Genomic DNA, 14,317 nt, shown 5'->3' with positions numbered 1-14,317 from the left:
TAAGATAGAATGTTCAATTTTACATCGTCCACGTGCGTAACCGTACTATGCGGCCGTTCCGCCTGACCCCGATTGCATTGCTTTTACTTGCCTCCACCACTCAGGCCGAGGGTATAGCCACTCCCTTGAAACTGGATTCCAATCTGGTTTTGAACCCACCTCGCGATGAGCCCGCCGGTGTTTGGCACCTGTCCGCCGACAAAGTGGAAGGAAACCCACAAACCCAACTGAATGCCTGGGGACATGTCCAGCTCCGCCGACGCGGTGCATTGATCAGTGCCGACAGCATGTGCTATCGCGCCAGCCCCGAGCAGATCGAAGCAGAAGGCAATGTCCGAGCCGAGCAACGTGGTGACATCATCTGGGGTGACCAGATGCAGTTACGACAGGACAATGCCACCGGCTACGCCAACAACGCACGCTATCAGCTTGGCCTGGGTGCACGCGGCACAGCCAGACGCCTTTTGATGGAAGGCGAGAAACGATACAGCGCCGAAACCGGCAGCTTCACCACCTGTGCACCAGGCAACGAAGACTGGGTGTTTCGAAGTGACAAGCTGGACTTGGACTACAATCGCAATGTCGGTGAGGCACACCATACCACGCTGCAATTCCTGGGTGTACCGGTCCTTTATTGGCCATGGATGGATTTCTCACTGAACGGACAGCGGAAAAGCGGCTTTCTGCCGCCGATGCAAGGCTCTTCCAATACAGGTGGTTTCGAGCTGACCCTACCGTTCTATTGGAACATCGCACCCAATTACGACGCGGAAATTGCACCGCGCTTCATCGCCCGCCGGGGTGTTGCACTGAATACCGAGTTCCGCTATCTGCAGCCATCATTCACCGGCACCCTGAAATCAGAGCTGTTGAACAACGACCGGCTGACCAGCACGCGCCGCTCGTTCGTATCCTTCCAACACCAGCACAAGCTACTGGACAACCTGACTGCCAACATCAACCTGCAGAAAGCCTCTGACGATAACTACTTCGTCGATCTGAGCAGCAAGGTCAGCTCGACATCACAAGGGATTCTGCCAAGAGAAGGCTCGCTGACCTACTCACAGTCCGGATGGATTGCGCAAGCGCGGGTTCAGCGCTATCAGACCTTACGCGATGAAAAGCAGAACCGACTGGTCGCCCCTTATGCGCAAGTCCCGCAGTTGCAGCTGAACCGGCAGGGATACGACGGATTCGGCACCAATTACAATTTCAAAGGCGAATACACCCAATTCGACCACCCTACCCAGGTGTCAGGTAAGCGACTGGTGATCAATCCATCGATTTCGACCACTCTGAATACCACTTACGCCTACATTACACCCAAGCTGGGGTTGCATTACACTCAATACAACATTGACCGATTTACGCCTACCGACAGCCCAGCCTACAACCATCGCCGTACCCTGCCGATCTTCAGCACCGATGCGGGTATCGTGCTAGAGCGTGAAGGCTCCTGGCTGGGCAACGAGTACATCCAGACGCTGGAACCACGTATGTTCTACGTGCGCATACCCTATCGCGAACAAAGCCAGCTACCGCTTTTCGACACCGCCTTGCGGGACTTCAACTACGCTTCCATGTTCAGCGAAAACCAGTTCTCCGGCGCAGACCGCATCAACGATGCCAATCAGGTCACCGCAGCGGTCACCACGCGTTTTCTTGAAGCCGGCTCTGGCCGTGAACGGATGCGCCTAGGGGTCGGCCAGCGTTTTTACCGCTCACCACAACAAGTCACCTTGACCCCACAGGCCATCGAGACTGGTCGCGCCCGTAACTCGTCGGACATCATCACCTTCGGCGGCGGGCAGATCACCAACAGCCTGGATGTCGATGCCACCTGGCAGTACAACTCCAGCATCCACAAGACCCAGCGGATCGACTACAACATCCGCTACCAGCCTGCTATCGGCAAAGCACTGAATCTGGGCTATCGCATGAACCGGGATGCGCTGCCTGGCATAGTCGGTCAGCGACAGATCGATTTTTCCACCCAATGGCCCATGAGCAGCCGCTGGTCTGGTGTGACCCGCGTCGCTTATTCTTTGAAAGACCGTAAGAATATCGAGAGCCTAGCCGGTGTTGAATACAACGCTGGATGCTGGGTGCTGCGCCTGGTTGGTCAGCGCTTCGTAACCACCAGCAATCAGACCAGCAGCAATATCTTCTTGCAGGTAGAGTTGTCGGATGTTGCCCGGATCGGCACCAACCCTCTGGAATTGCTGGCTCGCACCATACCAGGCTATTCCAAATTGAACGCCTCACCGCAACCTTTGCAAAGTGACGCTTACAAATAAGCTTTGTTTATCATGAAAGTCATTCCGATGAGTTTGCATCTGATTCGTGCCGGCCTGATTGCCGCGCTGATTTCCACGGCCACCGCCCAAGCCGCACCCATCGCTGTCGACCGTGTCGTGGCTGTGGTGAACAAACAGGCCATTACCTACAACGAGCTGAAAGAACGGGTCAAGACGGTGACTCGACAGATGAACTCGCAGAAGATCCCGCTCCCGAAAAATGATGTGCTGGAAACCCAGGTGCTGGAGCGCATGGTGAGTGAACAGGTCTTGTTGCAATTGGCTTTCGACACCGGCATTCGGGTGGATGACACACAACTGGACAAAACTGTCGAGCGCATCGCCCAACAGAACAACATGTCACTACCTTCGTTCCGCGCAGCGCTGGCCAAAGACGGCATCGAATTCAAGCAATTCCGTGAGGAAATCCGCAACGAAATCATCATCAGCCGTCTGCGCGATCGGGAAGTCGATAGCCGTGTGGTCGTGACCGATGCGGAAATCGACAGTCAGATGAAACAACAGGAAGCACAAGGTGATGGAGGGGTGGAGTTCCAACTGGCCCATATTCTGCTATCCATCCCGGAAAACGCTTCACCTGAGCAGATCAACAAATTGCGAGACAAGGCAGACAAAGCTGCTGCCGAAATCCAGAAAGGCACCAACTTTGCCCAAGTGGCGGCCAGCTATTCAGACGCACCAGATGCGCTGCAAGGCGGCTCACTGGGTTGGCGCCCTGCAGGCCGCTTACCGGGGCTGTTTCTCGAACAGGTCGAGAAGATGAAGAATGGACAGACTTCCGGGGTGCTGAAAAGCGCCAAAGGCTTCCATATCGTCAAGCTGATCGACAAGCGCTCGAAAAACGAGCAGGTCGTGATTCAGCAGACTCATGCCCGCCACATTCTGATCCGCACCAACGAGGCGGTGTCCGAGCAGGAAGCCAAGCAGATCATCGACAACATTGCAGCCAAGCTCAAATCAGGCAGCAGTTTTGAAGAAATTGCCCGTCAACAGTCGGAAGATGGCAGCGCACCGAAGGGTGGTGATCTTGGCTGGCTAAGCCCTGGCGATACGGTTCCCGAGTTCGAAGAGGCCATGGACAAGTTGGCACCCGGCCAACTCAGTGCCCCCGTGCGGACCGCCTTTGGCTGGCACTTGATCAAAGTAATCGAGCGTCGCAACCAGGATGTGAGCACGGATCGCATGCGCACCTCCATCCGCCAAGCGATCCGCTCACGCAAAGCAGATGAGAACTTCGTCGATTGGGTTCGCCAGCAGCGCGACCGCGCCTATGTCGAAATGAAGCTGGAAGACCGCTGATGCCCATGCCGCCCATGGTCTTGAGTACCGGCGAGCCCGCCGGTATCGGCCCTGATCTGGCTCTGATGCTGGCCCAATCCGACAAGCAGTGGCCAGTTGTCGTCTTGGCAGATCGCGCCATGATGGCGCAGCGGGCGGCACAACTCGGCTTATCGGTACGCTTCCAAGATCCCCAGACAGCGCCGCCACAGCTGGGGCAAGGCGAGATGGCCTTACACCATGTGCCATTGACCGCGCCATGTGTGGCAGGCACATTGGACACCGACAATGCTCGGTACGTGTTGTCCCTGCTGGAAACCGCCGTGGCTGGCTGCGAAAGCGGGCTATACAGCGCCATGGTCACGGGCCCTGTTCACAAAGGGGTGATCAATGATGCTGGGATTCCATTCAGCGGCCATACCGAGTGGCTGGCCGATCGCACACACACGCCCCGCGTTGTCATGATGCTGGCCGGTGAGGCCATGCGTGTAGCGCTGGCCACCACGCACCTGCCCCTCAAAGATGTTGCCCAAGCCATCACCCCTGCCAGTCTGACCGAGACCCTCACCATCCTGCATCACGATCTGCAAGTGAAATTCGGCCTACCCAGCCCTCGCATACTGGTTGCTGGGCTGAACCCCCATGCTGGTGAAGGTGGGCACATGGGGCGAGAAGAGCTGGAGGTGATCATACCGGTACTCCAGGCACTTCGAGAACAAGGCATGCAACTGATCGGCCCTTTGCCTGCCGACACATTGTTCAATCGTCCCGTGCTTGCACAAGGTGATGCGGTGCTGGCGATGTATCATGATCAAGGCTTACCGGTTCTGAAATACGCCACCTTTGGGGAAGGCATCAATATCACACTGGGCTTGCCAATCATCCGCACCTCGGTCGACCATGGCACCGCACTGGATCTCGCCGGTACGGGCCGTGCTGACGCAGGCAGTCTCAAGGCGGCCATCACATGGGCATGGACACTGGCCAAGCAGCACCGACAAGCCAGCACCAGCCCGCAGTAAGCCGTCTGCACTGCCAAGCAGCACACTTACAACTACAATGCATCCATGACATGGCAGGTCTTGCGCATCAGCAGCACAGCACAAAGACCATGACCTGCCATTTGCCGTTCAATTCGCACAGTGGTACCCAATCATGAGTCAACACATTCCCCGTAAACGCTTTGGTCAGAACTTCCTGATCGACCAAGGCATCATCGGAGATATCATCTACGCCATCAACCCACGCCACGACGACCTGATGGTTGAAATCGGGCCCGGCCTGGGCGCGCTGACCCAGCCCTTACTTGCGCAGCTCAAGCATCTGCATTGCGTCGAGATTGATCGGGACATCATCTCACGCCTGCAAAAACAACACCCGGCAGATCGGTTGACCATCCACGGCATCGATGCGCTAAAGTTTGACTTCGGGGAATTGGGTGAGCGGTTACGGATCGTCGGCAACCTGCCCTACAATATTTCATCGCCGCTGTTGTTCCATCTGGCCGAATACAATGACCGCATTCTCGATATGCACTTCATGTTGCAGAAAGAGGTCGTTGACCGGATGGTGGCTGAGCCCTCCACAACTGATTACGGACGGCTGTCAGTCATGCTGCAATATCGGTTCTACATGGAAAAAGTGCTCGACGTACCACCACAGGCATTCAACCCGCCACCCAAGGTGGACTCAGCGATTGTGCGCATGATCCCGCTCCCCAAGCCGGAGCTGGCGTGTGAATGTATCGATCAGCTGGAGAAAGTGGTCTCGCAAGCCTTCTCGCAACGCCGCAAGACACTACGCAACAACTTGAAAGAATGGTTGGATATATCAGACTTTGAACAGCTCGATATGGACCCGGGCCTGCGCCCTGAAAACCTGTCGGTGACAGATTTCGTCCGGATGACGAATCTTCTGTCATCCAAACCAGGCAACCCATTAGCATAAAAGGCTTACTAATGGAGCTGACCATGGCATGGCGTGGCATATAAGCACAACTGCGCCATACAGGAAATTAGCAATTGTACTCAAATCCTGCTCGTTTACGATCCGGAAAAAAGAAGCCATATCGGCATTTGCAGATACAAAGACCGTAACATCCTGGCCCCAGGCCGAGCTTCATTATTCTAAGGAGACATCTATGCGCGTCAGCAAGACCTTTCTGGCCATGTTGGTAGGCAGCATCGCCGCATCAAGCGCGGTACATGCAGCAGAACTGACCGGCACACTGAAGAAGATCAAGGATAGCGGGTCCATGACCATCGGCCACCGTGAATCTTCCATTCCGTTCTCCTATATGGATGACAAGCAGAAAGTAGTCGGCTACTCGCATGAAATTGCGATGGCCGTGGTAGGCGAGGTCAAGAAGCAACTGAACATGCCAGGCATGATCGTGAAAATGAATTCGGTCACGTCGCAGACCCGCATCCCATTGGTTCAAAATGGCACCGTTGATCTGGAATGTGGCTCGACCACCAACAACACCGAGCGCCAGAAGCAGGTGACGTTCTCCAATTCGATTTTCGTGATCGGCACCCGGCTGATGACCAAGAAGGACTCCGGCATCAAGGATTTCCCAGACTTGGCTGGCAAGAACGTCGTCACCACAGCGGGCACCACATCTGAGCGTATCATCCGTAAGATGAATGCTGAGAAGAACATGGGCATGAGCATCATCAGCGCCAAAGACCACGGGGAATCCTTCCTGATGCTGGAAAGTGGTCGCGCGGTTGCCTTCATGATGGATGACGCTCTGCTTTACGGTGAAATGGCCAAGGCCAAAAATGCCAAAGACTGGGTTGTGACTGGCAAGCCGCAGTCATTCGAAGCATATGGCTGCATGATGCGTAAAGATGACCCGCAGTTCAAAAAGCTGGTCGATGACACCATTGCTGGCATGATGAAGAGCGGCAAGATCAACGAAATCTACAAACGTTGGTTCCAAAGCCCGGTCCCACCCAAAGGCCTGAACCTCAACTTCCCGTTGAGCGACGACATGCAGGCATTGATCAAAAACCCGAACGACAAGGCATTCGAGTAATCCTTGCTGTGAGCTGAGCTGGCTGGTGCCAACCCTGTTGGCACCGTTGGCTTGCACCAAATGGAGCTGCCCACGCGCACTCCGCCCTCAAAAGGGTAAATAGTTCACACTGCATTGCCTAATATCAGATACATAGGCTGCATTTGCAGATCGCATCAATGGATTCGCCTCCATCATGACGAAATGGTGTACTGCCTGTACTGAATGATGGCCAGATGGCGCCATATGCCACCTGATCCACGAAAGCTGTTCGCCACACAACACGTATCACGCTGATAGCGTTTTCCCAACCATGAATCGCAATGGTAATGGGGAAGTTGCGTCTGTATGTGCCGTGTTCCGCACTGGAGATGTTGCATGTCTTACCAATGGAACTGGGGGGTCTTCTTCCAGACCACCCCCGATGGTACAGATACCTACCTGGGCTGGTTGCTGACCGGGATGAAATGGACGCTGTCCGTCTCATTGTCTGCCTGGGTCGTAGCCCTGATCATCGGCACCACGCTAGGGGTGCTGCGTACTGTACCCAACCGCTGGCTGTCCGGCCTGGCCACCGCCTATGTCGAATTGTTCCGGAATGTACCGCTGCTGGTTCAGCTGTTCATCTGGTTCTATGTTGTGCCCGAGCTGCTGCCTGAGATGGTCAAACAGAAGTTGTTTGCCATGCCGCCGGTTGCATCGCAATTCATGTTCGGTTTCATTGGGCTGGGCATGTTCACCGCTGCCCGTGTCTGTGAACAAGTCCGATCCGGTATCGAATCACTACCCAAAGGGCAGAAGAATGCCGGGCTGGCGATGGGGTTCACATTACCGCAGACCTACCGCTACGTGCTGATGCCCATGGCCTTCCGCATTGTGATTCCACCCATGACCTCAGAGTTCATGAACATTTTCAAGAACTCCGCCGTGGTATCGGTCATCGGCATGCTGGAGCTGACCGGCCAAGCACGGCAACTGCTGGAATACACCGCCCACGCCTATGAATCGTTCACTGCGGCCACACTAGGCTACTTTCTGATCAATGTGATCGTCATGTACTCCATGCGCTGGCTGGAGAACCGCACCCGTGTACCGGGCTACATGGGAGGAAAATGATGTCTTACGCTTTTGATTGGAGCTCCATTCCTGGCGCCATTCCAGCGCTGATCGATGGCGCCAAGGTCACCTTCGAGGTGCTGCTGATTGCATTGGCGGTGGCTATCCCGTTCGGCGCATTGCTGGCGGTGATGCGGCTGTCGTCAAACAAGGCGCTGTCCTGGTTCGCCGCTGCCTACACCAATGTTTTCCGATCCATCCCGCTGGTCATGGTCATCCTATGGTTTTACCTGATCGTGCCGCAACTGCTGCGCTCCGTGTTTGGTGGCGACATTGAGAACATCGGCTTGGTGTCCGCCATGACAGCCTTTGCTCTGTTTGAATCCGCCTACTATGCAGAGATCTTCCGGGCAGGCATCCAAAGCGTGCCCAAGGGCCAGATGGGTGCTGCAACAGCCCTGGGCATGACCAACAGCCAAGCCATGATCCTGATCATTCTGCCGCAGGCATTCCGTAATATGACGCCACTGCTGCTGACCCAGGCCATCGTCTTGTTTCAGGACACCTCGCTGGTGTACATCATCGGCGTGATGGATTTCTTGAAGACCGCGTATGCCGTGGGCGAACGCGATGGCCGGATCGTCGAAATGTTGATTTTTGCCGGTGCCATGTATTTCATTGTCAGCTTCGCCCTGTCGCAAGCGGTCAAACAGCTTCAAAAGAGGATGGGTAAATGATTTCTATCAAGAACGTCAGCAAGTGGTACGGCCAGTTCCAGGTACTCACCGACTGCTCGACTGAGGTCAAAAAAGGCGAAGTTGTCGTGGTATGCGGGCCATCCGGCTCCGGCAAATCGACGCTGATCAAATGTGTCAACGCACTGGAGCCGTTTCAAAAGGGTGAAATCATCGTTGACAACATTGCCGTTGGTGATCCCAAGACCAATCTGCCCAAGCTCCGCTCCCGCGTTGGCATGGTCTTCCAACACTTCGAGCTGTTCCCGCATCTGTCGATCACAGAAAACCTGAGCATCGCCCAGGTGAAAGTGCTGAAGCGCAGCCCAGATGAAGCACGTGATAAAGGCCTGAAGCTCTTGGATCGGGTTGGCTTGAAAGCCCATGCCCACAAGTTCCCCGGCCAGCTCTCTGGCGGCCAGCAGCAGCGGGTTGCCATTGCCCGCGCCCTGGCGATGGACCCCATTGCCATGTTGTTTGATGAGCCCACCTCAGCGCTGGACCCAGAAATGATCAACGAAGTGTTGGATGTGATGACCGAATTGGCTCAGGAAGGCATGACCATGATGTGCGTAACCCACGAGATGGGCTTTGCCAAGCGCGTTGCACACCGGGTCATCTTTATGGATCGTGGCCAGATCATTGAAGATTGCAACAAAGAGGCGTTCTTCGGCAGCCCGCGTTCTGAGCGAGCCCAGCAGTTCCTGTCCAAAATCTTGCAGCACTGAGCAAGTGGCGTTCTGGGTGCTGTCCTGCAGCACCGAGTTGTAAAAAAACCGGCGACCACGCCGGTTTTTTCATGCGCCGGGGAAATGCCGTAGATCTGGCTCTCGGCGCAATGCTTCAAATGCACTCAGCTCCCAGCTACGTATCGCCAGCAGCAGGCTGCTACCGAATCGGCTCGTTTCAGGGACGTGGGTGCTTTCCTGATGCAGTTCGGCAAACTCCTGCGCCAATTTCCGCATGCGCTGTTGCAATCTGGCATTGGCATCGGGTGTCAGCATGCCATGCACAAACAGTAACTGCTCACCGGGCTGATCAAAGCGTGTGTTCAAAAAATCATCACGCACCCGCTGTTGGAAGAAATGCTCGATTGGGCCGCCCGGCAGCCAGGAAAAGTCCCGTGCAACGCGCAATCTGACACGATTGCCCGGCATCAGATCGATCAAACCCAGTTTATCCAGCTTCAGCAGATATTGGATACACTCCGCCTCCGTCAGCCGGTAGGTGGCTAAGATACGAGCAGCGCTCCAGTGATTGATGACACAAACAGCGACCAGCAACAATGTGCTGTCAGACACCAGCTCACGTTCCTGAGCATCCGTCAGATGGCGAACCGTGCTCTCCTGTTCGGTCGCCAGCCTGGCCAGATCACTCACCTCCAACCCCAATAGCCCGCAGAGCTGCTCCAGTCGCGCCAATGTCATCTCTTTGCGAGATAACAGACGTTTCACACTCGACTCAGACAGCCCGATCTTCGAGGCCACATCGGCATAGGTCAGTCCATGCATGCGCAGCTGCCGTTTCAATGTATCGATCAGATGAATGGATTGAGCCATGGCAAAGTATCAGATTGTGATACGACCGAGCCTACTCGATAGCACCGGGTCCTGGCAAGCTTTACGCCGTAGTGGGATATAGCTGAAAGTGGCGCCAATACTTGATTCCGGAGAATAAGAGTGCATAAGCGTTCCCACCTGCTTCCATTACTGGCCATGTTGCTCATCGCTTGCGGCATGCTGCTGTACGGCCCGATCCCACAACCGGATCACTATCATGTATTCGCCGACCAACGCACGCTGGGCACCATCCCGCATGCCATGGATGTCTGGTCGAATGCCGGGTTCGCACTGATAGGCATACTTGGAATGGCGATTGTCTGGGTGGAGCGCCACACGTTAGGCCATCAGGCAGCTGGCTATATGGTCTTCTTCACCGCCATGATTGCGACAGCCTTCGGTTCGGGCTGGTACCACATTGCGCCAGACAATGCGCGGCTGGTCTGGGATCGGCTACCGATTGCCATTGCTTGCGCCGGGATCGTCTCTGCTGCCTGGGCCGAATTGGTCAATGGCCGACAAGGACAGATGGCCTTGCCTTGGCTGGTGCTGCTGGCAGCACTCAGCGTAGTCTGGTGGCGTGCCACAGACTGGGCAGGCCTGGGTGACTTGCGCCCTTATCTGTGGCTGCAAGGAATGCCAATGGTCATGATCCCACTGCTGCTGTGGCGTAGCCCCAAGCGGGTGCCCATCGCTGCTGGCTGGTGGGGCGCATTGTTGTGCTATCTGATTGCAAAAGGTTGTGAAGTGGCTGACCACACCCTCTTTACGCACCTGCATTGGATCAGCGGGCATACATTGAAACATCTGTTTGCCACCGCCGCCGCCACTGCCTTGCTATGGCGGGTTCGCAAGCTGGCAAAGCTGGCTACACCGGTCAAAACACCAAGGCCAGTATAAAGACCCCCAGCATAGTGAAGGCAATCGCCACCTTTGCCGCCATGCCCAAGACCACGCCCAGCCAAGCCGCCAGGCCAACCTTGCCGGCCCGGATCATATCCTGACGAACCCAATATTCACCGATCAGTGCGCCGACAAACGGCCCCAACAGAATGCCGGGCAAGCCGCCAAAAATACCGACCACCGCACCGATGGTCGCTCCCCAGACGGCTTGCTTGCTCGCCCCCGCCTTCTGCGCACCCATGCTGCCTGCTATGAAATCGATGACTTGCGATATCACCATCAATACAGCGAGAAAGGTCAGCGTCCCCCAGCCCACCTGCTCGAAATGGCCAATCCAGGCGCCGATCCCCATCCCGACCAACATGATGGGCGTGCCGGGCAACAGGGGCAATACATTGCCCGCCAGGCCAATCAGGATCAATGCTGCGGCCAACAGCCACCAAAGCGTCGTTGCATCCATCATTCAGCGTTCCTTTTCATTTTGCATGTCATCCAGACCGCACAACAATACGGCCCTCTCGGCATCTGGCTGCCATTGAAAACAGCGCAGATCAATCTTCCCCACATCGCTGAACACCACCCCCTCCTCTTCCAGCAAAAGGCGCTGATATTCATCGCTGCCCGACAGGCCACGGGGGCTGATCCGTCCTTGACTGTTCACCACCCGCCACCAGGGAATGTTCAATGGCTCAGGCATCATTTTCAGCGCGTGCCCCACCAGCCTGGAGCGCCGTGGCAGACCCGCCAGCTCAGCCACTTGGCCGTAAGTCACCACTTTGCCTGGCGGCACATGGCGGATGATTGCGTAAAAACGTTGAAAACTGGCTTGAGCAGTCATCATTGCAAATCCCATCAGGTTCACGTAATTTGGTGCGCGGCACCCCGCACATTCATGAGACGTGTGGATACCGCCGCCGCCCTGTTCAGCTGTACGTCCCCAATCACCCGAGGCCGACTGCCATGAAAAAATTACTCGCCAGCTTGTTTATCGCCGCGTCCACCCTGGCCGCCGCCGGCACTTTACAGGTTCCACTCGACAAGACCAAGCCCTACCCCTATGACGAGCAAGCCGATGCCAAGGCTGATCTCCGCACTGCACAAGCAGCGGCCCGAGCCGATGGCAAAAAGGTGCTGGTGGTGTTTGGCGCCAACTGGTGCCCTGATTGCCGTGGTCTGTCACATGAGTTGATCAACGGCGAAACCGCCAAGATCGTGGCGGCGTCCTACCATGTGGTCAAAGTCAATATCGGGCGCTGGGATAAGAATCTGGATATCGCTGAAATCTATGGCAAACCCCAGGCCAAAGGCATTCCAGCGCTGGTGGTGCTCGATCAGGAAGGGGCGTTGCTGAAGAAGATGGATGGCGAGGCACTGGACAAGGTGCGAGAAGGGCACGACGCAGACATTGCCAAGTTTCTGAGAGAACAGGCTGATAAAAAAGCCTCATAAAGATGTTGCTGATAAAAAGGGGCAGCCCTCTCGCTGCCCCATCTACCGCATCAGCGCTGGCGTTCGACCTGGCTGACATCACGCACAGCACCGGTGTCAGCCGAGGTGGCCATGGCAGCATAGGCACGTAACGCAGCCGACACCAGGCGCTGCCTGTTGACTGGTTTCCAGGCATCCTTGCCACGGGCTTCCATAGCGGCACGGCGGCTGGCCAGTGTCTCCTCCGCCACACGCAGGCTGATCCCACGATTGGGAATGTCGATGTCGATCACATCCCCCTCTTCCACCAAGCCAATCAAGCCGCCCTCTGCCGCCTCTGGGCTGACATGGCCAATGCTCAAGCCCGAAGTACCACCCGAGAAGCGGCCATCGGTCAGCAATGCACACGCTTTGCCCAAGCCTTTTGATTTGAGATAGCTGGTCGGGTACAGCATCTCTTGCATGCCGGGGCCACCCTTGGGGCCTTCATAGCGGATCAGCACCACATCACCCGCAACGATCTGATCGGCCAGAATGGCCTCAACTGCCGCATCCTGGCTCTCGAAGATACGGGCACGGCCACTGAAGGTAAGAATCGATTCATCGACCCCTGCTGTTTTGACGATACAGCCACGCTCCGCAATGTTGCCGTACAGCACGGCCAAGCCACCATCCTGCGAGTACGCATGGGCCTTGTCCCGAATGCAGCCATTGGCGCGATCGGCATCCAACGCCGGGTAACGCATGCTCTGGCTGAAGGCGATGGTGGTGGGGATACCGCCAGGGGCTGCGCGGAAGAACTGCTTGACCTCATCATCGCAGCTTGGACGCATGATGTCGTATTGATCGAGTGCGGCTGCCATGGTCGGGCTGTGTACGGTGCCCACGTCGCGGTTGATCAGGCCGGCGCGATCCAGCTCGCCGAGAATGCCCATCACACCACCGGCGCGGTGTACGTCCTCCATGTGGTACTTCTGGGTGGCGGGCGCCACCTTGGCCAGACAAGGCACCCTGCGAGACATACGGTCTATGTCTTTCATGGTGAAAGGCACCCCCGCCTCCGCCGCTGCAGCGAGCAGGTGCAGGACAGTATTGGTCGAGCCGCCCATTGCGATATCCAACGCTATGGCGTTCTCAAAAGCGCCAAAACTGGCGATCGAACGTGGCAGCACCGAGGCATCGTCTTGCTCGTAATGGCGACGGGCCAGCTCGACGATCAGGCGGCCTGCTTTCAGGAACAGCTCCTTACGATCCCCGTGCGTAGCCACCGTCGAGCCGTTGCCAGGCAACGATAAGCCCAGCGCTTCAGTCAAACAATTCATAGAGTTGGCGGTGAACATACCTGAGCATGAGCCGCAGGTTGGACAGGCCGAGCGCTCGATGGCTGCAACCTCTTCATCGCTCACCTTACTGTCGGCGGCTTCCACCATGGCATCGACCAGGTCCAGCGCACGGGTTTCACCATGCCAGCTTACCTTGCCAGCCTCCATCGGGCCGCCAGAGACAAACACCACTGGGATATTCAACCGTAGCGCCGCCATCAGCATGCCGGGGGTGATCTTGTCGCAGTTGGAAATACACACCAATGCATCAGCACAGTGGGCGTTGACCATGTATTCGACTGAATCTGCAATCAGATCGCGGGAGGGCAAGGAATACAACATCCCACCATGCCCCATGGCAATACCGTCATCCACCGCAATGGTGTTGAACTCTTTCGCCACCCCACCGGCTTTCTCAATTTCGCGCGCCACCAGCTGCCCAAGATTGTGCAAGTGCACATGACCCGGCACAAACTGGGTGAATGAGTTGGCAATGGCAATGATCGGTTTCTGGAAATCTTCATCCTTCATGCCAGTGGCACGCCACAAGGCGCGGGCACCAGCCATGTTGCGGCCATGCGTGGTAGTACGGGAGCGGTAAACAGGCATATCAACCTCAATCGAATCGGAAACAGTCAGGCCTGCTGTGCGGCGCACAGCAATGATCAGATCCTGTTGGCACAGTTCAGTGCGGGCGATG

The 14,317-nt window shown here is 56.3% G+C and carries 14 protein-coding genes; 10 read left to right on the top strand and 4 right to left on the bottom strand.

What is annotated here, in order from left to right; translation table 11 throughout:
* Positions 1-47 precede the first annotated feature (47 nt).
* From HNQ59_RS02725 to HNQ59_RS02690, 8 genes are all read left to right on the top strand, one after another.
* Complete coding sequence (locus tag HNQ59_RS02725; RefSeq protein WP_184034899.1) at positions 48-2,297, top strand: LPS-assembly protein LptD; 2,250 nt, start codon at positions 48-50, stop codon at positions 2,295-2,297.
* A gap of 27 nt (positions 2,298-2,324) precedes the next feature.
* Complete coding sequence (locus HNQ59_RS02720) at positions 2,325-3,617, top strand: peptidylprolyl isomerase (RefSeq protein WP_184034897.1); 1,293 nt, start codon at positions 2,325-2,327, stop codon at positions 3,615-3,617.
* Positions 3,617-4,618, top strand: coding sequence for a 4-hydroxythreonine-4-phosphate dehydrogenase PdxA (gene pdxA, locus HNQ59_RS02715; protein WP_184034895.1), 1,002 nt, complete (start codon positions 3,617-3,619; stop codon positions 4,616-4,618). The genes HNQ59_RS02720 and pdxA overlap by 1 nt, the downstream gene beginning before the upstream one ends.
* Positions 4,619-4,751: 133 nt before the next feature.
* Positions 4,752-5,543 carry a 16S rRNA (adenine(1518)-N(6)/adenine(1519)-N(6))-dimethyltransferase RsmA gene (rsmA, locus tag HNQ59_RS02710; RefSeq protein ID WP_184034892.1) on the top strand — a complete coding sequence of 264 codons (792 nt, stop codon included), beginning with the start codon at positions 4,752-4,754 and terminating at the stop codon, positions 5,541-5,543.
* Positions 5,544-5,736: 193 nt separating this feature from the next.
* Complete coding sequence (locus tag HNQ59_RS02705) at positions 5,737-6,636, top strand: glutamate/aspartate ABC transporter substrate-binding protein (protein WP_184034890.1); 900 nt, start codon at positions 5,737-5,739, stop codon at positions 6,634-6,636.
* Positions 6,637-6,993: 357 nt separating this feature from the next.
* Positions 6,994-7,731 carry an amino acid ABC transporter permease gene (locus tag HNQ59_RS02700; protein ID WP_184034888.1) on the top strand — a complete coding sequence of 246 codons (738 nt, stop codon included), beginning with the start codon at positions 6,994-6,996 and terminating at the stop codon, positions 7,729-7,731.
* Positions 7,731-8,408, top strand: a complete 678-nt coding sequence (locus HNQ59_RS02695; RefSeq protein WP_184034886.1) for an ABC transporter permease subunit — start codon at positions 7,731-7,733, stop codon at positions 8,406-8,408. Before HNQ59_RS02700 ends, HNQ59_RS02695 begins: the two co-directional genes overlap by 1 nt.
* Positions 8,405-9,133, top strand: a complete 729-nt coding sequence (locus tag HNQ59_RS02690) for an amino acid ABC transporter ATP-binding protein (protein WP_184034884.1) — start codon at positions 8,405-8,407, stop codon at positions 9,131-9,133. The genes HNQ59_RS02695 and HNQ59_RS02690 overlap by 4 nt, the downstream gene beginning before the upstream one ends.
* 69 nt (positions 9,134-9,202) lie before the next feature.
* Here the strand turns inward: HNQ59_RS02690 and HNQ59_RS02685 are convergent, their stop codons facing one another.
* The gene (locus HNQ59_RS02685; protein WP_184034882.1) at positions 9,203-9,964 is read right to left on the bottom strand and encodes a helix-turn-helix domain-containing protein; all 762 of its coding nucleotides are present in this window, start codon (positions 9,962-9,964) and stop codon (positions 9,203-9,205) included.
* Positions 9,965-10,084: 120 nt separating this feature from the next.
* Here HNQ59_RS02685 and HNQ59_RS02680 point away from each other — a divergent pair, with 120 nt between their 5' ends.
* Positions 10,085-10,864: an alkaline phytoceramidase gene (locus tag HNQ59_RS02680; protein ID WP_184034879.1), complete on the top strand. Its 780-nt coding sequence runs from the start codon at positions 10,085-10,087 to the stop codon at positions 10,862-10,864.
* Here the strand turns inward: HNQ59_RS02680 and HNQ59_RS02675 are convergent.
* Both HNQ59_RS02675 and HNQ59_RS02670 read right to left on the bottom strand, forming a co-directional pair.
* Entirely contained in the window at positions 10,842-11,330 is a 489-nt protein-coding gene (locus tag HNQ59_RS02675; RefSeq protein ID WP_246490820.1) for a DUF456 domain-containing protein, read from the bottom strand. The genes HNQ59_RS02680 and HNQ59_RS02675 overlap by 23 nt on opposite strands.
* Entirely contained in the window at positions 11,331-11,708 is a 378-nt protein-coding gene (locus HNQ59_RS02670) for an MGMT family protein (RefSeq protein WP_281397164.1), read from the bottom strand.
* Between the two features lie 119 nt (positions 11,709-11,827).
* Here HNQ59_RS02670 and HNQ59_RS02665 point away from each other — a divergent pair, with 119 nt between their 5' ends.
* Entirely contained in the window at positions 11,828-12,316 is a 489-nt protein-coding gene (locus tag HNQ59_RS02665; protein WP_184034876.1) for a thioredoxin family protein, read from the top strand.
* Positions 12,317-12,366: 50 nt separating this feature from the next.
* Here the strand turns inward: HNQ59_RS02665 and ilvD are convergent, their stop codons facing one another.
* The gene (ilvD, locus tag HNQ59_RS02660; RefSeq protein WP_184034873.1) at positions 12,367-14,226 is read right to left on the bottom strand and encodes a dihydroxy-acid dehydratase; all 1,860 of its coding nucleotides are present in this window, start codon (positions 14,224-14,226) and stop codon (positions 12,367-12,369) included.
* Between the last annotated feature and the right edge of the window lie 91 nt (positions 14,227-14,317).

It is taken from the genome of Chitinivorax tropicus, from assembly GCF_014202905.1.
GTDB classification, from domain to species: domain Bacteria; phylum Pseudomonadota; class Gammaproteobacteria; order Burkholderiales; family SCOH01; genus Chitinivorax; species Chitinivorax tropicus.
The sequence above is the reverse complement of the archived record's forward strand: the minus strand, read 5'-3'. Positions and strand labels throughout refer to the sequence as shown.

Coding starts and splice junctions, on each gene's coding strand:
- HNQ59_RS02725 (WP_184034899.1), top strand. CDS start 48: ATGCGGCCGTTCCGCCTGACCCCGATTGCATTGCTTTTACTTGCCTCC.
- HNQ59_RS02720 (WP_184034897.1), top strand. CDS start 2,325: ATGAGTTTGCATCTGATTCGTGCCGGCCTGATTGCCGCGCTGATTTCC.
- pdxA (WP_184034895.1), top strand. CDS start 3,617: ATGCCCATGCCGCCCATGGTCTTGAGTACCGGCGAGCCCGCCGGTATC.
- rsmA (WP_184034892.1), top strand. CDS start 4,752: ATGAGTCAACACATTCCCCGTAAACGCTTTGGTCAGAACTTCCTGATC.
- HNQ59_RS02705 (WP_184034890.1), top strand. CDS start 5,737: ATGCGCGTCAGCAAGACCTTTCTGGCCATGTTGGTAGGCAGCATCGCC.
- HNQ59_RS02700 (WP_184034888.1), top strand. CDS start 6,994: ATGTCTTACCAATGGAACTGGGGGGTCTTCTTCCAGACCACCCCCGAT.
- HNQ59_RS02695 (WP_184034886.1), top strand. CDS start 7,731: ATGTCTTACGCTTTTGATTGGAGCTCCATTCCTGGCGCCATTCCAGCG.
- HNQ59_RS02690 (WP_184034884.1), top strand. CDS start 8,405: ATGATTTCTATCAAGAACGTCAGCAAGTGGTACGGCCAGTTCCAGGTA.
- HNQ59_RS02685 (WP_184034882.1), bottom strand. CDS start 9,964: ATGGCTCAATCCATTCATCTGATCGATACATTGAAACGGCAGCTGCGC.
- HNQ59_RS02675 (WP_246490820.1), bottom strand. CDS start 11,330: ATGATGGATGCAACGACGCTTTGGTGGCTGTTGGCCGCAGCATTGATC.
- HNQ59_RS02670 (WP_281397164.1), bottom strand. CDS start 11,708: ATGATGACTGCTCAAGCCAGTTTTCAACGTTTTTACGCAATCATCCGC.
- HNQ59_RS02665 (WP_184034876.1), top strand. CDS start 11,828: ATGAAAAAATTACTCGCCAGCTTGTTTATCGCCGCGTCCACCCTGGCC.
- ilvD (WP_184034873.1), bottom strand. CDS start 14,226: ATGCCTGTTTACCGCTCCCGTACTACCACGCATGGCCGCAACATGGCT.